The following is a 17,648-nucleotide window of genomic DNA, read 5'->3' as shown; positions in this document are numbered from 1 at the left end:
CCAGGAGCCGACGTCGGTCGTGCTGCTGTGTCAGAGGCCGACGGCGTTGCGCAGGGCCTCCACGCGGTCCGTCTTCTCCCAGGTGAATTCGGGGAGCTCGCGGCCGAAGTGGCCGTAGGCGGCGGTCTGCGCGTAGATCGGGCGGAGCAGGTCGAGGTCGCGGATGATGGCGGCCGGGCGCAGGTCGAAGACCTCGTCGATCGCCTTCTCGATCTTCTCGGCGTCGACCTTGGCGGTGCCGAAGGTCTCCACGAACAGGCCGACGGGCTCAGCCTTGCCGATCGCGTAGGCCACCTGGACCTCGCAGCGGGAGGCCAGGCCGGCCGCGACCACGTTCTTGGCGACCCAGCGCATGGCGTAGGCGGCGGAACGGTCGACCTTGGAGGGGTCCTTGCCGGAGAAAGCACCGCCACCGTGGCGGGCCATACCGCCGTAGGTGTCGATGATGATCTTGCGGCCGGTCAGGCCCGCGTCACCCATCGGGCCACCGATCTCGAAGCGGCCGGTCGGGTTGACCAAGAGGCGGTAGCCCTCGGTGTCGAGCTTGATGCCCTCGTCCAGCAGGGCCTTCAGCTCCGGCTCCACGACGAACTCGCGGATGTCGGGGGCGAGCAGCGACTCCAGGTCGATGTCCGAGGCGTGCTGGCTGGAGACGACCACCGTGTCGAGGCGGACGGCCTTGTCGCCGTCGTACTCGATGGTGACCTGCGTCTTGCCGTCCGGGCGCAGGTAGGGGATGGTGCCGTTCTTGCGGACCTCGGACAGGCGCTTGGACAGGCGGTGCGCCAGGAAGATCGGCAGCGGCATGAGGGTCGGCGTCTCGTCGGAGGCGTAGCCGAACATCAGGCCCTGGTCGCCGGCGCCCTGCTTGTCGAGCTCGTCGACGTCGTCACCTTCCACCCGGGACTCGTAAGCGGTGTCCACGCCCTGTGCGATGTCCGGGGACTGCGCGCCGATCGAGACCGAGACGCCACAGGACGCGCCGTCGAAGCCCTTCTTCGAGGAGTCGTAGCCGATCTCGAGGATCTTGTTGCGGACCAGCGTCGCGATGTCCGCGTACGTCTTGGTCGTGACCTCGCCGGCCACGTGCACCAGGCCGGTGGTGATCAGCGTCTCGACGGCGACCCGGGAGGTCGGGTCCTCGCGCAGAAGCGCGTCGAGAATGGTGTCGCTGATCTGGTCAGCGATCTTGTCGGGGTGACCCTCGGTCACGGACTCCGAGGTGAACAGGCGACGGGACACAACGCTCCCTGGGGTTGCAGCGGCTGCTGGCTGATCATTGGCGGACGACACGGGGAGCTGCGCCCGGCATCGTCCGAGAACAGTTTATCGGTCGTACTCTGCCGCAGGCTCACCTGTCTCGACACTCGGGAGTGCTGTGACCTGCGGCACGCGGATTCTGCCCAATGGTCGGCAGCGTTAACAGGGCCCCCACACCCTGATGTGACGGCCGGGAAGGCTGACAAATGGCTGTAAAAAGTTAACCCAATCGGGCCGCCACCAGATCCCACACGATGTCGGCGAGGGCCTCCTTGGGCCCGTGCGGCACAGGCGTCTCACTGCCGTCGGCCCCGAGCACCACCGCCTCGTTCTCCTCGGAGCCGAAGGTCTTGCGCTCCCCCACCTCGTTCACCACGAGCAGGTCACAGCCCTTGCGCGCCAGCTTGGTCCGGCCGTTGGCGAGGACGTCGTCGGTCTCGGCGGCGAAGCCGGCGATCACCTGTCCGGGCCGCGCCCGATCGGCCGAGATCTCCGCGAGGATGTCCGGATTCCGCACCAGGACGATCGGCTCGGGATCCTGGCCGTCCTTCTTCTTGATCTTCCCGGCCGCGTAGACCGCGGGGCGGAAGTCGGCGACGGCGGCGGCCATGACCACCGCATCGGCGTCGGCGGCCGCCTTCAGCACCGCCTCCCGCAGCTGTATGGCCGTCCCCACCGGGACGACGTCCACGCCGGCCGGGTCGGGCAGGCCGGTGGTGTTCGCCGCGACCAGCGTCACCCGGGCGCCGCGGGCGGCGGCCGTGCGGGCGAGGGCGTAGCCCTGTTTGCCGGAGGAGCGGTTGCCGAGGAAGCGGACGGGGTCGAGGGGCTCGCGGGTGCCGCCGGCGGAGACGACGACATGGCGGCCCGCCAGGTCGGGCTCCCGCACTCCTCTCGCGAGGACACGGCGGCAGGTCTCGAAGATCTGCGCCGGGTCGGGGAAGCGGCCCTTGCCGGTGTCGACCCCGGTGAGGCGGCCGACCGCCGGTTCGATGACGACGGCGCCGCGTCGGCGCAGGGTGGCCACGTTCTCCTGGGTGGCCGGGTGCTCCCACATCTCGGTGTGCATCGCGGGGGCGAAGACGACCGGGCAGCGGGCCGTGAGCAGGGTGTTGGTGAGCAGGTCGTCGGCAAGCCCGTGGGCTGCCTTGGCGAGCATGTCGGCGGTGGCGGGGGCGACGACCACCAGATCGGCGTGCTGGCCGATCCGGACGTGCGGGACCTCTTCGACGTGGTCCCAGACCTCGGTGGAGACGGGGTTGCCGGAGAGCGCGGACCAGGTGGCGGCACCGACGAAGTGCAGCGCGGAGGCGGTGGGCACGACCCGGACGTCATGGCCCGACTCGGTGAACCTTCTCAGCAGCTCACAGGCCTTGTACGCGGCGATGCCACCGCTGACCCCCAGAACGACCTTCGGCTCGTCCACCGTCTCTCCCCGCACTCGGCTCCCGTGCACCGGCTCCAGCGCACGACTCCATCACACACCACAGGCCCGACAGTCGGCTGCCGGGCCTGTGGATAAGTCAACTGCTATATGAACGTACTACTGCGCCGGGCCTTCGACGGCCTCGGAGGTCAGCAGACCCGCGTTGATCTCGCGCAGGGCGATGGAGAGGGGCTTCTCGTGGACGTGGGTGTCGACGAGCGGACCGACGTACTCGAGGAGGCCCTCGCCGAGCTGCGAGTAGTACGCGTTGATCTGGCGGGCACGCTTGGCCGCGTAGATCACGAGGCTGTACTTCGAGTCGGTGGCCTCGAGAAGCTCGTCGATCGGCGGGTTGATGATGCCCTCGGGCGCGGTGATGGAAGAGGACACGCTCTACCTTCCGATGGATGGGAAAGAATCAGTGTGAATGATGAGAGACGATCACACAACGTCCATCAAGGCTAGCAGCTCGCGCGCCACGTCCTCGACGGAGGTGTTGACCAGGGTCACATCGAACTCCGGCTCGGCCGCCAGTTCGATCTTGGCCGCCTCCAGACGGCGCTCGATCACCTCGGGCGGCTCGGTGCCCCGTCCGGTGAGCCTGCGCACCAGTTCCTCCCAGGAGGGAGGAGCCAGGAACACCAGCCGGCTCTCCGGCATGGACTCGCGGACCTGTCGGGCGCCCTGGAGGTCGATCTCCAGCAGCACCGGGACACCGGACTCGAGGTGCTCCAGCACCGCGCGTCGCGGGGTGCCGTAGCGGTTGCCGGCGAATTCGGCCCACTCCAGGAGCTCGCCGTTGGCGATCAGCTTGTCCATCTCCTCGTCTGAGACGAAGAAGTAGTGGACTCCGTGCTTCTCGCCCGGGCGGGGCTTGCGGGTGGTCGCCGACACCGAGAGCCAGATCTCGGGGTGCTCCTTGCGCAGATGGGCGACGACCGTGCTCTTGCCGACCCCGGAGGGGCCGGAGAGCACGGTCAGCCGCGGACGTGCGTCCGGGGGCTCGGGGGTCGTCCCCCGGAATGTTGCAGCCATGCAGCGATTATTCCAGCAATCGCGGGTTGTCCGGGACGGCCGTCCCGGACGGCCCGGTGATCAGGAGCCGGTGCTGCCGAACTCGCGCTCCAGGGAGGCGATCTGGTTGGAACCGAGGCCACGCACCCGGCGGCTCTCGGAGATTCCGAGTCGCTCCATGATCTGCTTGGCGCGGACCTTGCCCACGCCCGGCAGGGACTCGAGCAGGGCGGAGACCTTCATCTTGCCGATGACGTCGTTTTCCTGGCCCTGCTTGATGACCTCGTGAAGAGAGGCGCCGGAGTGCTTGAGTCGATTCTTGACCTCGGCCCGCTCCCGGCGAGCCGCGGCGGCCTTTTCGAGCGCGGCTGCGCGCTGTTCAGGGGTAAGGGGCGGAAGAGCCACGCCTACGTCACCTCGGATGTCGAACTGTCGGATACGGACCGGTGAGGAACCTAGTCGCCCCACACCTGGGGAGCTACGAGCAACACGCTTGCCCGTTCACTCTGCTCGGAGACTAGCGGGCAAGTCCGCCAGAGTCAGCGAGAACAGCGGAAAAGTCCTGGTCAGCCTCTGCAAGGCCGGACATTTCAGACATACTGCCCAGGATTTGAGGATGTATTCACGCTCAGGCCGTCGCCGGAGTGCTCACCGGAGCACTCATCGGAGGACTCACCCACCTGCGACGACATCCCGGATCTCGCCCGCGAACCGTTCCGCGGCCGCCCGCAGCGCTCCGACGTCGGGACCGTGACGCAAAACACCTCGGCTCACGTTTGGAACGACGTTGCGCACCGCCGACCCGAAGACCGTGGGAAGGTCGGCGGCCGTCGCGCCCTGGGCGCCGACACCGGGCGCGAGCAGCGGGCCGTTGATGTCGAGGTCGTACGACGACAGGTCGCCGACGGTGGCACCCACGACGGCGCCGAAGGAGCCCAGCGGCTCCTCCCCCGCGTTCTCGGCGGCCAGGTGGGCCAGCATGGTCGCGCCGACCGTCCGGCCGTCGGCACGCACCGCGTGCTGCACCTCGGGACCCTCCGGGTTCGAGGTCAGCGCCAGCACGAACAGGCCGGCCCCGGTCTCCCGCGCCAGCGCCACGGCCGGGCTGAGCGAGCCGTAGCCGAGATAGGGCGAGACGGTCAGTGCGTCCGAGAACAACGGCCCGTCCTTGCTCAGGTAGGCCTCCGCGTAGCCGGCCATGGTGGAGCCGATGTCGCCGCGCTTGGCGTCCATGACGACCAGGGTCCCGGCCGCCCGCGCCTCCCGCACCACCCGCTCCAGCACGGCCACACCGCGCGAGCCGAACCGCTCGAAGAACGCGCTCTGCGGCTTCATGACCGCGACCCGGCCGGCCACCGCCTCCACGACCGTACGGCTGAACCGCTCGAGCCCCGCCACGTCGTCGTTCAGACCCCACTCGGAGAGCAGCGAGGCATGCGGGTCGATACCGACGCACAGCGGGCCGCGCTCGTCCATCACACGGCGCAGCCGCGCGCCGAAGGGCTCCAACGGGCTCATACGGTCTTCCTCACATCGGCGCCGACCGCGTCGGCGAGCGTGGCGTACGGGCTGGTGCGCAGCCGCGCCGCGAGCCCCTTGTGGATGGCGCGGCCCCAGAAGGGCCCTTCGTAGATGAAGGCGCTGTAGCCCTGGACCAGCGTGGCACCGGCCAGGATGCGCTGCCAGGCCTCCTCGGCGTTCTCGATGCCGCCGACGCCGACCAGGGTGATCCGGTCGCCCACGCGCGCGTACAGCCGGCGCAGCACTTCCAGGGACCGCGCCTTCAGCGGGGCGCCGGAGAGCCCCCCGGTCTCCTTCACCAGGCCGGGATCGGAGCGCAGCCCGAGGCCCTCCCGCGCGATGGTGGTGTTCGTCGCGATGATCCCGTCAAGGCCCAGCTCGACGGCCAGGTCGGCGACGGCGTCGACGTCCTCGTCGGCGAGGTCCGGCGCGATCTTCACCAGCAGCGGCACCCGGCGGTTCGCCACCACGCGGTCGGCGGCCTCGCGAACAGCCGTCAGGAGCGGACGCAGGTGGTCGACGGCCTGCAGGTCGCGCAGCCCCGGCGTGTTCGGGGACGACACGTTCACGACCAGGTAGTCGGCGTAGCGCGCGAGCCGCTCGGCGGACTTCACGTAGTCGCCGACCGCCTGGGCCTCCGGTACGGCCTTGGTCTTGCCGATGTTGACGCCCACGACGGTCTTGAAGACGGGCTCACGGGTGGCGAGCCGGGCGGCGACGGCGAGCGATCCGTCGTTGTTGAACCCCATGCGGTTGATCAGCGCCCGGTCGGCGACGAGCCGGAACAGCCGCTTTCTGGGGTTGCCGGGCTGCGCCTCACCGGTGACCGTGCCGATCTCGACGTGGTCGAACCCGAGCATCGACATCCCGTCGATCGCGACGGCGTTCTTGTCGAAGCCCGCGGCCAGCCCGAAGGGCCCGTGCATCCGCAGCCCGAAGGCCTCGGTGCGCAGTTCCTTGTGGCGGGGAGCGAGGGCGGCCGCGACGAAGGTGCGCAGCACGGGGACGCGGGCGGCGAGCCGGATCCACCGGAAGGCGAGGTGGTGGGCGGCTTCGGGGTCCATGCGCCGGAACACCAGACGGAAGAAGAGCTTGTACATCGGTTGTCCTCACACGGAGGGGGGACACCGTTTCCGGAGTCCCCCCTCAGTCGAGCGCCCCGAAGGGGCGCGGGGTGGGGTTGTGTCGGCGTGCGGGGCCGCGTGGGGGCGACCAGCCGCATACGGCCCGCAGTATCAGTACGGCCTTCAGTCCCTCGCCGCGGTCAGGCGGTCCGCGTGCTCCTGGAGCGACCGCACACCCACGTCCCCGTGGTTCAGCGCATCGATCCCCTGCACGGCCGCCGCCAGCGCCTGAACCGTCGTCAGACACGGCACCGACCGGGCCACCGCGGCCGTCCGGATCTCGTACCCGTCCAGGCGACCCCCCGTGCCGTACGGGGTGTTGACGATGAGGTCGACCTCGCCGTCGTGGATGAGCTGGACGATCGTCCGCTCGCCGTTCGGCCCGGTGCCGTCCGACTGCTTGCGCACCACCGTCGCGTTGATGCCGTTGCGCTTGAGCACCTCGGCCGTGCCGGACGTGGCGAGCAGTTCGAAGCCGTGGGCGACCAGCTCACGCGCCGGGAAGATCATCGAGCGCTTGTCGCGGTTGGCGACCGAGATGAACGCGCGGCCCTTGGTCGGCAGCGGCCCGTACGCCCCCGCCTGCGACTTGGCGTACGCCGTGCCGAAGACCGAGTCGATGCCCATGACCTCGCCGGTGGAGCGCATCTCCGGGCCGAGCACGGTGTCGACGCCGCGGCCGTGGATGTCCCGGAACCGCGACCACGGCATGACCGCCTCCTTCACGGAGATCGGCGCGTCGAACGGCAGCTCACCGCCGTCGCCGCGGGCCGGCAGCAGCCCCTCGGCGCGCAGCTCGGCGACGGTGGCGCCCAGTGAGATCCGGGCGGCGGCCTTGGCCAGCGGCACCGCGGTCGCCTTCGAGGTGAAGGGGACCGTACGGGACGCGCGCGGGTTGGCCTCGAGGACGTACAGGATGTCCCCGGCCATCGCGAACTGGATGTTGATCAGACCGCGCACGCCGACCCCGCGCGCGATGGCCTCCGTGGAGGCGCGCAGCCGCTTGATGTCGAAGCCGCCCAGCGTGATCGGCGGCAGGGCGCACGCCGAGTCGCCGGAGTGGATGCCGGCCTCCTCGATGTGCTCCATGACGCCGCCGAGGTACAGCTCCTCGCCGTCGTAGAGGGCGTCGACGTCGATCTCGATCGCGTCGTCCAGGAAGCGGTCGACGAGCACCGGCCGGGTGGGACTGATCTCGGTCGACTCGGCGATGTAGGCGGCGAGCCGGGTCTCGTCGTAGACGATCTCCATGCCACGGCCGCCGAGGACGTACGACGGCCTCACGAGCACCGGGTAGCCGATCTCGTCGGCGATGGCCTTGGCCTCGGCGAAGGTGGTCGCCGTGCCATGCTTGGGCGCCGGCAGCCCCGCCTCCGCGAGGACCCGCCCGAAGGCGCCCCGGTCCTCGGCCGCGTGGATGGCCTCGGGAGAGGTGCCGACGATCGGGACGCCGTTGTCCTTCAGCGCCTGCGCCAGGCCCAGCGGGGTCTGTCCGCCCAGCTGCACGACCACACCGGCGACCGGACCGGCCTGCTGCTCGGCGTGGACGATCTCCAGCACGTCCTCCAGGGTCAGCGGCTCGAAGTACAGCCGGTCGGAGGTGTCGTAGTCCGTGGAGACGGTCTCGGGGTTGCAGTTGACCATCACCGTCTCGTAGCCCGCGTCGCTCAGTGCGAAGGAGGCGTGCACGCAGGAGTAGTCGAACTCGATGCCCTGGCCGATGCGGTTGGGGCCGGAGCCCAGGATGATGACGGCCGGCTTCTCGCGCGGCGCGACCTCGGTCTCCTCGTCGTAGGAGGAGTAGAAGTACGGCGTCTTCGCGGCGAACTCGGCCGCACAGGTGTCGACCGTCTTGTAGACCGGGCGCACGCCCAGCGCGTGCCGGACCTCGCGGACGACGTCCTCACGCAGGCCGCGGATCTCGCCGATCTGCTGGTCGGAGAAGCCGTGCCGCTTGGCCTCGGCGAGCAGCTCGGAGGTCAGCTCCGGCGCCCCGGCCAGCTCGTCCGCGATCTCCTTGATCAGGAACAGCTGGTCCACGAACCAAGGGTCGATCTTGGTGAACTCGAAGATCTCCTCGGGCGTGGCTCCCGCGCGGATGGCCTGCATGACGGTGTTGATGCGGCCGTCGGTGGGCCGCGCCGCCTCATGCAGCAGTGCGTTCTTGTCGCCGGGCTCGCCGACGAACGTGAACTGGCTGCCCTTCCTCTCCAGCGAGCGCAGCGCCTTCTGGAAGGCCTCGGGGAAGTTACGGCCGATGGCCATGGCCTCGCCGACCGACTTCATGGTGGTGGTCAGCGTGGAGTCGGCCTGCGGGAACTTCTCGAACGCGAAGCGTGGGGCCTTGACGACCACATAGTCGAGCGTGGGCTCGAAGGAGGCCGGGGTCTCCTGCGTGATGTCGTTGGGGATCTCGTCCAGCGTGTAGCCGACCGCCAGCTTCGCCGCGATCTTCGCGATCGGGAAGCCCGTCGCCTTGGAGGCGAGCGCCGAGGACCGTGACACGCGCGGGTTCATCTCGATGACGATGACCCGGCCGTCCTCGGGGTTCACCGCGAACTGGATGTTGCAGCCGCCCGTGTCCACGCCGACCTCGCGGATCACGGCGATGCCGATGTCCCGCAGGATCTGGTACTCGCGGTCGGTCAGCGTCATCGCCGGGGCAACGGTGATCGAGTCACCGGTGTGCACGCCCATGGGGTCGAAGTTCTCGATGGAGCAGACGACCACGACGTTGTCGTGCTTGTCGCGCATCAGTTCCAGCTCGTACTCCTTCCAGCCGAGGATGGACTCCTCCAGGAGCACCTCGGTGGTGGGAGACAGGGTCAGGCCCTGGCCGGCGATCCGGCGCAGTTCCTCCTCGTCGTGCGCGAAGCCGGAGCCGGCGCCGCCCATGGTGAAGGAGGGCCGGACCACGACCGGGTAGCCGCCGAGCTCCTCGACGCCGGCGAGCACCTCGTCCATGGTGTGACAGATGACCGACCGCGCGGACTCGCCGTGCCCGATCTTGCGGCGCACCTCCGCCACGACATCCTTGAACTGGTCGCGGTCCTCGCCCTTGTGGATCGCCGCCACATTGGCGCCGATCAGCTCGACGCCGTACTTGGCGAGGACGCCGTTCGCGTCCAGCGAGATCGCTGTGTTGAGCGCGGTCTGGCCGCCCAGCGTGGGCAGCAGGGCGTCGGGGCGCTCCTTGGCGATGATCTTCTCGACGAACTCGGGGGTGATCGGCTCGACATAGGTCGCGTCGGCGATCTCCGGGTCGGTCATGATCGTCGCCGGGTTGGAGTTGACCAGGATGACGCGCAGGCCCTCGGACCTGAGGACGCGGCAGGCCTGGGTGCCGGAATAGTCGAACTCGGCGGCCTGGCCGATGACGATCGGGCCGGAGCCGATGACCAGGACGGACTGGATATCGGTGCGCTTAGGCACGCTGGCCCTCCATCAGGGAAACGAAGCGGTCGAACAGATAGGCGGCGTCGTGCGGGCCGGCTGCCGCTTCGGGGTGGTACTGGACGGAGAAGGCCGGCTGGTCGAGCAGCTGCAGCCCCTCCACGACATCGTCGTTCAGGCAGACGTGCGAGACCTCGGCGCGGCCGAACCTGGTCTCGCTGACCTGGTGGAGCGGCGCGTCCACGGCGAAGCCGTGGTTGTGGGCGGTGACCTCGACCTTGCCGGTCGTACGGTCCTGGACCGGCTGGTTGATGCCCCGGTGGCCGTACTTCAGCTTGTAGGTGCCGAAGCCGAGGGCGCGGCCCAGGATCTGGTTGCCGAAGCAGATGCCGAACAGCGGGGTCCTCCGCTCCAGGACGGAGGCCATCAGGGCCACCGGGCCGTCGGCCGTGGCCGGGTCACCGGGGCCGTTGGAGAAGAACACACCGTCGGGGGCGACGGCGTACACCTCCTCCTCGGTGGCGGTCGCGGGCAGCACATGTACCTCGATGCCGCGCTCGGCCATGCGCTGCGGAGTCATGCCCTTGATGCCGAGGTCGATCGCGGCGACGGTGAACCGCTTCTCGCCGACTGCCGGGACCACGTACGCCTCCTTGGTGGCGACCTCCTCGTAGAGGCTCGTGCCCTTCATGTGCGGCTGTGCCTGCACGCGCGCGAGGAGCTCGGCGTCGGAGGCGAGCGCCTCGCCCGAGAAGATGCCGGAGCGCATCGAGCCGCGCTCACGGAGGTGGCGGGTGAGGGCGCGGGTGTCGATCCCGGAGATGCCGACCACGCCCTGGGCCACCAGCTCCTCGTCGAGGGACCGCTTGGCGCGCCAGTTGGAGGGCACGCGCGCGGGGTCGCGCACGACGTAGCCCGAGACCCAGATGCGGCTGGACTCGTCGTCCTCGTCGTTCCACCCCGTGTTGCCGATCTGCGGGGCGGTGGCGACCACGATCTGGCGGTCGTACGACGGGTCGGTGAGGGTCTCCTGGTAGCCGGTCATACCGGTGGAGAACACGGCCTCGCCGAAGGTCTCCCCCACGGCCCCGTAGGCGCGGCCGCGGAAGATACGGCCGTCCTCCAGGACGAGTACGGCGGGAACCCTGGCAGTTCCCCTTGTGGAGGTCGTCATCGTTCCGCGCCTTCCGTGCTGGGTGTCTTGATCATGGAGTTGAGGGCGTCGACCCACTCGGTGTGCTCGGCCGCGTGGTCGGAGCGGAATCCGGAGTCGATCAGCCGGTCGCCGTGCTGCCAGGTCACCACGAGCAGTCCGCCCTCGGTGAGGACCTTGCCGGCGATGCCCTTGCCGAGGAGGGCCTCGCGGAGCGCGGCGGCGGGGATGAAGAAGTCGGTCGCCCCGGGGCGCACGACGTCCAGGCCTTCGTCGGTCAGGGTGAGCTCGGCCCGGCTGCGGGAGCCGAGGCCGTGGGCCACGATGCGGTCCAGCCACTGCCCGGCGGTGCTGGAGCCGTGGTAGCGGCCGCTCATCGTCAGTTTCGCTTCGCCGAGGTCGTCCGGCGCGCTGGGCAGGTCGGGCAGGTCGCCCTGGAGGGTGCCGCGCCACTTCCAGCCCTCGCGCATCAGCCAGTAGACGAGCGCGACGAAGAGGGCGAGGCCGACAAGCCAGCCGATGCGCGCGGCCCAGTCGGTGACCGCGGCCGACTTCTTCTCGTCGGCCAGCAGGATCAGAGGTGTCACGTCAGCTTCCCGTCCACGAGCGTCGCCTTGCCCCGCAGCCATGTGTGGGTGACACGGCCCGGCAGCTCTCGCCCCTCGTACGGGGTGTTGCGGCTGCGCGAGGCGAAGCCCGCGGGGTCCACCAGCCCACGGTATTCCGTGTCGACGAGGGTGAGGTTGGCGGGCTCACCTGCCGAGACGGGACGGCCGTGTCCGGTGGCCTGTCCGATCCGCGCGGGCTTGACGGACATCCGGTCGGCGACGCCGGCCCAGGTCAGAAGGCCCGTGTCCACCATGGTCTCCTGCACCACTGACAAGGCGGTCTCCAGCCCCACCATCCCCATGGCGGCCGCGGCCCACTCGCAGTCCTTGTCCTCGTGCGGGTGCGGGGCGTGGTCGGTGGCGACGATGTCGATCGTGCCGTCGGCGAGCGCCTCGCGAAGTGCCATGACATCGCGCTCGGTGCGCAGCGGCGGGTTGACCTTGTAGACGGGGTTGTAAGACCGCGCCAGCTCTTCGGTGAGGAGCAGGTGGTGCGGGGTGACCTCGGCGGTGACGTCGATGCCCCGGGACTTGGCCCAGCGGACGATCTCGACGGACCCGGCGGTCGAGAGGTGGCAGATGTGGACACGGGAGCCGACGTGCTCGGCGAGCAGGACATCCCGGGCGATGACCGATTCCTCGGCCACCGCCGGCCAGCCCCCCAGGCCCAGCTGGGCGGAGACGACACCCTCGTTCATCTGGGCGCCCTCGGTCAGCCGCGGCTCCTGGGCGTGCTGGGCGACGACCCCGCCGAAAGCTTTCACGTACTCCAGCGCGCGGCGCATGATCACGGCGTCGTCGACGCACTTGCCGTCGTCGGAGAAGACGGTGACCCCGGCGGCCGACTCGTGCATGGCACCCAGTTCGGCGAGCTTCTTGCCCTCGAGGCCGACGGTGACGGCGCCGATGGGCTGGACGTCGCAGTAGCCGTGCTCGCGGCCGAGCCGGTAGACCTGCTCGACGACACCGGCGGTGTCGGCGACCGGAAAGGTGTTGGCCATGGCGAACACGGCCGTGTAGCCGCCGCTCGCCGCCGCGCGTGTGCCGGTCAGCACGGTCTCGGAGTCCTCGCGGCCGGGCTCGCGCAGATGGGTGTGCAGGTCGACCAGGCCCGGCAGCAGCACCTGGCCGGCGGCCTCCACGACCTCGGCGCCCTCCGCGGACAGCCCGCTGCCCACCGCCTCGATGACCTCGCCGTCGATCAGGACGTCCTGCGGCTCACCGCCGAGCACCTTCGCACCACGGATCAGGATCTTGCTCATGGGTCTTACTTCTCCTCGGTGGTGCGGGCGGGACTGAGGGCGGGCTCGTTGCCGCCGAGCAGGAGGTACAGAACGGCCATCCGGATGGAGACTCCGTTTGCGACCTGCTCGACCACGGTGCAGCGGTCGGAGTCGGCGACCTCGGCGGTGATCTCCATACCGCGGACCATCGGGCCGGGGTGCATCACGATGGCGTGCTCGGGCATCCGCGCCATGCGGTCGCCGTCGAGGCCGTAGCGCCGTGAGTACTCGCGCTCGGTCGGGAAGAACGCGGCGTTCATCCGCTCGCGCTGGACGCGCAGCATCATCACCGCGTCGGACTTGGGCAGGACGGCGTCGAGGTCGTACGACACCTCGCAGGGCCAGTTCCCGACGCCGACCGGCACCAGGGTGGGCGGGGCGACCAGGGTGACCTCGGCGCCGAGCGTGTGCAGCAGGTCGACGTTGGAGCGGGCGACCCGGCTGTGCAGGACGTCGCCGACGATCGTGATGCGCCTGCCGGCCAGGTCCTGTCCTATCCCGGCGTCCCGGCCGACGAGCCGGCGGCGCATGGTGAAGGCGTCGAGGAGGGCCTGGGTGGGGTGCTGGTGGGTGCCGTCGCCGGCGTTGATGACGGCGGCGTCGATCCAGCCGGAGTTGGCAAGGCGGTAGGGCGCCCCGGAGGCGCCGTGCCGGATGACCACTGCGTCGACGCCCATGGCCTCAAGGGTCTGGGCGGTGTCCTTCAGGGACTCGCCCTTGGAGACGCTCGATCCCTTGGCGGAGAAGTTGATGACATCGGCGGAGAGGCGCTTCTCGGCGGCCTCGAAGGAGATCCGGGTCCGGGTCGAGTCCTCGAAGAAGAGGTTGACGACGGTGCGGCCGCGCAGGGTCGGCAGCTTCTTGATCGGCCGGTCGGCGACCCGGGCCATCTCCTCGGCGGTGTCGAGGATCAGGACGGCGTCGTCGCGGGTGAGGTCGGCGGCCGAGATGAGATGACGCTGCATCTGTAAGGCTCCGTAGGGCAGTTCACATATCGGGAGATTGCGGGCAAGCGTGGGCGCACCGGTGCGGTGCGGGCGCCTGGGCTTGCTACGGGGTCGGCTTCACACCGAGCAGCACGGTGTCGCGACCGTCCTCCTCGGTGAGCAGGACCTTGACCGTCTCCCGCAGCGACGTGGGGAGGTTCTTGCCGACGTAGTCGGCGCGGATGGGCAGTTCACGGTGGCCGCGGTCGACGAGGACCGCGAGCTGGACCGCGCGCGGTCGCCCGATGTCGTTCAGTGCGTCGAGGGCGGCGCGGATGGTGCGACCGGAGAACAGCACGTCGTCGACGAGGACGACGAGTCTGCCGTCGATGCCGTCACCGGGGATCTCGGTGCGGGCCAGCGCACGCGGCGGGTGCATGCGCAGGTCGTCGCGGTACATGGTGATGTCGAGCGAACCGACGGGCATCTTGCGGTCGGTGATCTCCTCCAGCTTGGCGGCGAGCCGCCGGGCGAGGAAGACACCGCGGGTCGGAATGCCGAGGAGCACCACGTCGTCGGCGCCCTTGGCGCGCTCGACGATCTCGTGGGCGATACGGGTCAGTACCCGTGCGATGTCGGGCCCTTCGAGAACGGGCCGGGCATCGGATGCCTGAAGATCAGACTTTCCCTGCTTGTCCATATGAAACGGACCTCCTTCTCCGCCTCACGGGACGGACCTTAAAGGACGTCGGGATTGCGCCATCCACCGTAGCAGGTGACGCAGAGCCCTCAGATCACCCCCTTGGCGTAATCGGGCGTCGCTACCACGGAAGAGTCGGTGCGGACCATTCGGCTTGACGCGGCAGAGTAACGCTGCGTAACCTCACAGTGAGTTACCAGCCGCGCGGCGGGAACCAAGCCGGCCGCGTCGACACAGTGTCCGGGGAGCCATATGTCCAGCGAATACGCCAAACAGCTCGGGGCCAAGCTCCGGGCCATCCGCACCCAGCAGGGCCTTTCACTCCACGGTGTCGAGGAGAAGTCCCAGGGCCGCTGGAAGGCTGTGGTGGTCGGTTCGTACGAGCGCGGTGACCGTGCCGTGACCGTGCAGCGCCTTGCCGAGTTGGCGGATTTCTACGGGGTTCCGGTGCAGGAGCTGCTGCCTGGCACCACCCCCGGCGGTGCCGCCGAGCCCCCGCCGAAGCTGGTCCTGGACCTGGAGCGACTGGCCACCGTGCCGGCCGAGAAGGCGGGCCCGCTGCAGCGCTACGCGGCCACGATCCAGTCCCAGCGCGGTGACTACAACGGCAAGGTGCTGTCGATCCGCCAGGACGACCTGCGCACCCTGGCCGTCATCTACGACCAGTCCCCCTCGGTCCTCACCGAGCAGCTGATCAGCTGGGGCGTCCTGGACGCGGACGCGCGCCGCGCGGTGGCCAGCCACGAGGACGCCTGACCCGCGCAACGCCTGAGAAGAAACGTGCCGCCGGGGCCGGGCCGGAACTTCACGGGTTCCGGCGCCCCGACGGTTTCATGGGTTTTCCGGCGCCCCGGCGGTTGTGTCCGTCATAGCCCTTCGCGTCGTGAGCGACGACTGCCCGCCCACCCCAGGCGCGCGCGGGGCTGTGTAGGGATGCGGCTCCGCCGCGTGGGCGCGGCAAGCCACAGACGCCCCGCAGCCGCCCCGCAAGCGCACCACCCACCCCAATGGCCACGCAAACGCCGGAGGGCCCGCAGCAAGCGCACGCTGCGGGCCCTCCGGCGTTTTGTCGGCTCATGCCTCCCGGCGCAGCGACGGCTTCAGCTCCTTCAGCCGTCCCAGCAGTCCGTTCACGAACGACGGCGACTCGTCCGTCGAGAACTCCTTCGCCAGCTGCACCATCTCGTCGAGGACGACCGCGTCCGGCGTCTCGTCGACCCAGATCAGCTCGTACGCGCCGAGGCGCAGGATGTTGCGGTCGACCACCGGCATCCGGTCGAGCGTCCAGCCGACCGCGTACTGGGCGATCAGCTCGTCGATCCGCCGCTCGTGCTCGGCGTAGCCCTCGACCAGCTGCATCGTGTACTCACTCACCGGCGGCTGCCGGGTGTCGTCCCGGGAGAGCCGGATCCAGTCCGCGAGAACGGTCAGGACACCGGCGCCGCGCTGGTCGCCCTCGAAAAGGATCTGGAAGGCGCGCTTGCGGGCCGTGTTGCGGGCAGCCACGGTTAGCTGTTCACCCGGCCGAGGTAGTCGCCCGTGCGGGTGTCGACCTTGATCTTCTCACCGGAGGTGATGAAGAGCGGGACCTGCATCTCGTAGCCGGTCTCCAGCTTGGCGGGCTTGGTGCCGCCCGTGGAGCGGTCGCCCTGGACGCCCGGCTCGGTCTCGGCGATGGTCAGCTCGACGGCGGCGGGCAGCTCGACATAGAGCACCTGGCCCTCGTTCTGCGCGACCATGGCCTCGAAGCCCTCGATCAGGAAGTTCGCGACGTCGCCGACGGTCTTGCGGTCGACGTGCAGCTGGTCGTACGTGTCCATGTCCATGAAGACGAAGTAGTCGCCGTCCATGTACGAGAACTGCATGTCGCGCTTGTCGACGTTGGCCGTCTCGACCTTGACGCCGGCGTTGAAGGTCTTGTCGACCACCTTGCCGGACAGCACGTTCTTCAGCTTGGTGCGCACGAAGGCCGGGCCCTTGCCGGGCTTGACGTGCTGGAACTCGACGACGGACCAGAGCTGGCCGCCTTCGAGCTTGAGCACCAGGCCGTTCTTGAGGTCGTTCGTGGAAGCCACGGTTGCGGAATCTCCTGGACTGACGTACGACCCCGGGTCACGCGCTACAGCGCGAGCAGCTCCTTGGTCGTGATGGTGAGTAGCTCGGGTCCGCCGTCCGCCTCAGGGCGCACGACGAGCGTGTCATCGATCCGGACACCGCCCCGGCCCGGGAGGTGGACCCCCGGTTCGACGGTGACCGGCACGCAAGCGTCCAGTTTACCCATGGACGACGGAGCGAGCTGCGGGTCCTCGTCGATTTCGAGTCCGACACCGTGTCCCGTGAGGGGCTGCAGTCCCTCCGCGTAGCCCGCGGAGTCCAGCACATGACGGGCGGCGCGGTCCACGTCGCGGTAGGCGGCCCCGGGCACGAGGCTCTCCCGGCCGGCCCGCTGGGCGGCGAAGACGAGGTCGTACAGCTCGATCTGCCAGTCGGCCGGCGAGGTGCCGATGACAAAGGTACGGCCGATCTCGCAGCGGTAGCCGCGGTAGGTGGCGCCGAGGCAGACGGAGAGGAAGTCGCCCTCCTCGACCCGCCGGTCGGTGGGGCGGTGGCCGCGGCGGCCGGAGTTCGGGCCGGTCGCCACGGAGGTGGGGAAGGCCGGCCCGTCGGCGCCGTGGTCGACCAGACGGCGCTCCAACTCCAGGGCGAGATGCCGTTCGGTACGGCCGACGAGGATCGACTCCAGCAGCTCACCGAGGGCCTGGTCGGCGATCTCGGCGCCGATACGGAGGCAGGAGATCTCCTCCTCGTCCTTCACGACCCTGAGCTGCTCGACGGCACCGCCGAGGTCGGTGAGGCGGAGGCGGGGGGCGACCGAGGCGAGAGCGCGGTGCCGGGTCACGGTGAGGTGGTGTTCCTCGACGGCGAGGGCGTCGGCGTCCTGGGCGGCGGCGAGGTCGGCGGCGGCCACGGCGGGATCACCGCCGGGTCCGTCGAGGAGGTGCTGCCTGAGGGAGTCGTCGGGGCGGGCTTCGGTGGGGCGGTCGTCCTGCGGGCCGGGGCTGACGAGGAGGTCCTCGCGTTTGCCGAGCAGCAGGACGGAGCCGGTGGGGGCGACCCCGGCGAGGTATCTCACGTTGGCGGGGCGTGAGATGAGGGCGGAGGCGCTGCCGCTGGCTTGGCAGCGGTCCCGTAGGCGGGTTCGGCGGGTGGCGTACACCTCGGACATGACACGAGCGTAGG

Annotated in this window: 17 protein-coding genes; 1 reads left to right on the top strand and 16 read right to left on the bottom strand. The window is 69.7% G+C overall.

Annotation, left to right across the window (positions count from 1 at the left end):
• Nucleotides 1-30 precede the first annotated feature (30 nt).
• From metK to pyrR, 13 genes are all read right to left on the bottom strand, one after another.
• Entirely contained in the window at nucleotides 31-1,242 is a 1,212-nt protein-coding gene (gene metK / locus ABZ396_RS30025) for a methionine adenosyltransferase (RefSeq protein ID WP_358924974.1), read from the bottom strand.
• A 238-nt stretch (nucleotides 1,243-1,480) separates the two neighbouring features.
• Complete coding sequence (gene coaBC / locus ABZ396_RS30020) at nucleotides 1,481-2,686, bottom strand: bifunctional phosphopantothenoylcysteine decarboxylase/phosphopantothenate--cysteine ligase CoaBC (RefSeq protein ID WP_358924976.1); 1,206 nt, start codon at nucleotides 2,684-2,686, stop codon at nucleotides 1,481-1,483.
• Between the two features lie 117 nt (nucleotides 2,687-2,803).
• Nucleotides 2,804-3,076 carry a DNA-directed RNA polymerase subunit omega gene (gene rpoZ / locus ABZ396_RS30015; protein ID WP_003982715.1) on the bottom strand — a complete coding sequence of 91 codons (273 nt, stop codon included), beginning with the start codon at nucleotides 3,074-3,076 and terminating at the stop codon, nucleotides 2,804-2,806.
• A gap of 51 nt (nucleotides 3,077-3,127) precedes the next feature.
• On the bottom strand, nucleotides 3,128-3,721 hold the full coding sequence (gene gmk, locus ABZ396_RS30010; protein ID WP_358924977.1) for a guanylate kinase: 594 nt from the start codon (nucleotides 3,719-3,721) through the stop codon (nucleotides 3,128-3,130).
• 60 nt (nucleotides 3,722-3,781) lie between these two features.
• Nucleotides 3,782-4,105: an integration host factor gene (locus ABZ396_RS30005; protein ID WP_003977346.1), complete on the bottom strand. Its 324-nt coding sequence runs from the start codon at nucleotides 4,103-4,105 to the stop codon at nucleotides 3,782-3,784.
• Nucleotides 4,106-4,372: 267 nt separating this feature from the next.
• Nucleotides 4,373-5,218: an orotidine-5'-phosphate decarboxylase gene (pyrF, locus tag ABZ396_RS30000; protein ID WP_358924979.1), complete on the bottom strand. Its 846-nt coding sequence runs from the start codon at nucleotides 5,216-5,218 to the stop codon at nucleotides 4,373-4,375.
• On the bottom strand, nucleotides 5,215-6,321 hold the full coding sequence (locus ABZ396_RS29995) for a quinone-dependent dihydroorotate dehydrogenase (protein ID WP_358924981.1): 1,107 nt from the start codon (nucleotides 6,319-6,321) through the stop codon (nucleotides 5,215-5,217). Before ABZ396_RS29995 ends, pyrF begins: the two co-directional genes overlap by 4 nt.
• A 147-nt stretch (nucleotides 6,322-6,468) precedes the next feature.
• Complete coding sequence (gene carB / locus ABZ396_RS29990; RefSeq protein ID WP_358926325.1) at nucleotides 6,469-9,777, bottom strand: carbamoyl-phosphate synthase large subunit; 3,309 nt, start codon at nucleotides 9,775-9,777, stop codon at nucleotides 6,469-6,471.
• The gene (gene carA, locus ABZ396_RS29985; RefSeq protein ID WP_358926323.1) at nucleotides 9,770-10,912 is read right to left on the bottom strand and encodes a glutamine-hydrolyzing carbamoyl-phosphate synthase small subunit; all 1,143 of its coding nucleotides are present in this window, start codon (nucleotides 10,910-10,912) and stop codon (nucleotides 9,770-9,772) included. Before carA ends, carB begins: the two co-directional genes overlap by 8 nt.
• On the bottom strand, nucleotides 10,909-11,478 hold the full coding sequence (locus tag ABZ396_RS29980) for a hypothetical protein (protein WP_358926321.1): 570 nt from the start codon (nucleotides 11,476-11,478) through the stop codon (nucleotides 10,909-10,911). Before ABZ396_RS29980 ends, carA begins: the two co-directional genes overlap by 4 nt.
• Entirely contained in the window at nucleotides 11,475-12,761 is a 1,287-nt protein-coding gene (locus tag ABZ396_RS29975; RefSeq protein ID WP_358926319.1) for a dihydroorotase, read from the bottom strand. The genes ABZ396_RS29980 and ABZ396_RS29975 overlap by 4 nt, the downstream gene beginning before the upstream one ends.
• A gap of 5 nt (nucleotides 12,762-12,766) precedes the next feature.
• Nucleotides 12,767-13,747, bottom strand: coding sequence for an aspartate carbamoyltransferase catalytic subunit (locus ABZ396_RS29970; RefSeq protein ID WP_358926317.1), 981 nt, complete (start codon nucleotides 13,745-13,747; stop codon nucleotides 12,767-12,769).
• Nucleotides 13,748-13,832: 85 nt separating this feature from the next.
• The gene (gene pyrR / locus ABZ396_RS29965; protein ID WP_358926315.1) at nucleotides 13,833-14,408 is read right to left on the bottom strand and encodes a bifunctional pyr operon transcriptional regulator/uracil phosphoribosyltransferase PyrR; all 576 of its coding nucleotides are present in this window, start codon (nucleotides 14,406-14,408) and stop codon (nucleotides 13,833-13,835) included.
• A 252-nt stretch (nucleotides 14,409-14,660) separates the two neighbouring features.
• Between pyrR and bldD the strand changes: the two genes are divergently transcribed.
• Nucleotides 14,661-15,164: a transcriptional regulator BldD gene (gene bldD / locus ABZ396_RS29960; protein WP_006131213.1), complete on the top strand. Its 504-nt coding sequence runs from the start codon at nucleotides 14,661-14,663 to the stop codon at nucleotides 15,162-15,164.
• Nucleotides 15,165-15,482: 318 nt separating this feature from the next.
• Here the strand turns inward: bldD and nusB are convergent, their stop codons facing one another.
• From nusB to ABZ396_RS29945, 3 genes are read right to left on the bottom strand one after another with little or no spacing between them, the layout of a single operon-like run.
• A complete protein-coding gene (gene nusB / locus ABZ396_RS29955; protein ID WP_358926313.1) occupies nucleotides 15,483-15,914 on the bottom strand; it encodes a transcription antitermination factor NusB in 432 nt (143 codons plus the stop codon).
• Nucleotides 15,915-15,916: 2 nt separating this feature from the next.
• Entirely contained in the window at nucleotides 15,917-16,483 is a 567-nt protein-coding gene (gene efp, locus ABZ396_RS29950) for an elongation factor P (RefSeq protein ID WP_358926311.1), read from the bottom strand.
• A 44-nt stretch (nucleotides 16,484-16,527) separates the two neighbouring features.
• The gene (locus ABZ396_RS29945) at nucleotides 16,528-17,634 is read right to left on the bottom strand and encodes an aminopeptidase P family protein (RefSeq protein WP_358926309.1); all 1,107 of its coding nucleotides are present in this window, start codon (nucleotides 17,632-17,634) and stop codon (nucleotides 16,528-16,530) included.
• Between the last annotated feature and the right edge of the window lie 14 nt (nucleotides 17,635-17,648).

The organism is Streptomyces sp. NPDC005866 (assembly GCF_040629895.1).
Classification (GTDB): Bacteria; Actinomycetota; Actinomycetes; order Streptomycetales; family Streptomycetaceae; genus Streptomyces.
The sequence above is the reverse complement of the archived record's forward strand: the minus strand, read 5'-3'. Positions and strand labels throughout refer to the sequence as shown.

Coding starts and splice junctions, on each gene's coding strand:
- bldD (WP_006131213.1), top strand. CDS start 14,661: ATGTCCAGCGAATACGCCAAACAGCTCGGGGCCAAGCTCCGGGCCATC.
- pyrF (WP_358924979.1), bottom strand. CDS start 5,218: ATGAGCCCGTTGGAGCCCTTCGGCGCGCGGCTGCGCCGTGTGATGGAC.
- ABZ396_RS29970 (WP_358926317.1), bottom strand. CDS start 13,747: ATGCAGCGTCATCTCATCTCGGCCGCCGACCTCACCCGCGACGACGCC.
- pyrR (WP_358926315.1), bottom strand. CDS start 14,408: ATGGACAAGCAGGGAAAGTCTGATCTTCAGGCATCCGATGCCCGGCCC.
- ABZ396_RS29945 (WP_358926309.1), bottom strand. CDS start 17,634: ATGTCCGAGGTGTACGCCACCCGCCGAACCCGCCTACGGGACCGCTGC.
- ABZ396_RS29975 (WP_358926319.1), bottom strand. CDS start 12,761: ATGAGCAAGATCCTGATCCGTGGTGCGAAGGTGCTCGGCGGTGAGCCG.
- ABZ396_RS29995 (WP_358924981.1), bottom strand. CDS start 6,321: ATGTACAAGCTCTTCTTCCGTCTGGTGTTCCGGCGCATGGACCCCGAA.
- carA (WP_358926323.1), bottom strand. CDS start 10,912: ATGACGACCTCCACAAGGGGAACTGCCAGGGTTCCCGCCGTACTCGTC.
- gmk (WP_358924977.1), bottom strand. CDS start 3,721: ATGGCTGCAACATTCCGGGGGACGACCCCCGAGCCCCCGGACGCACGT.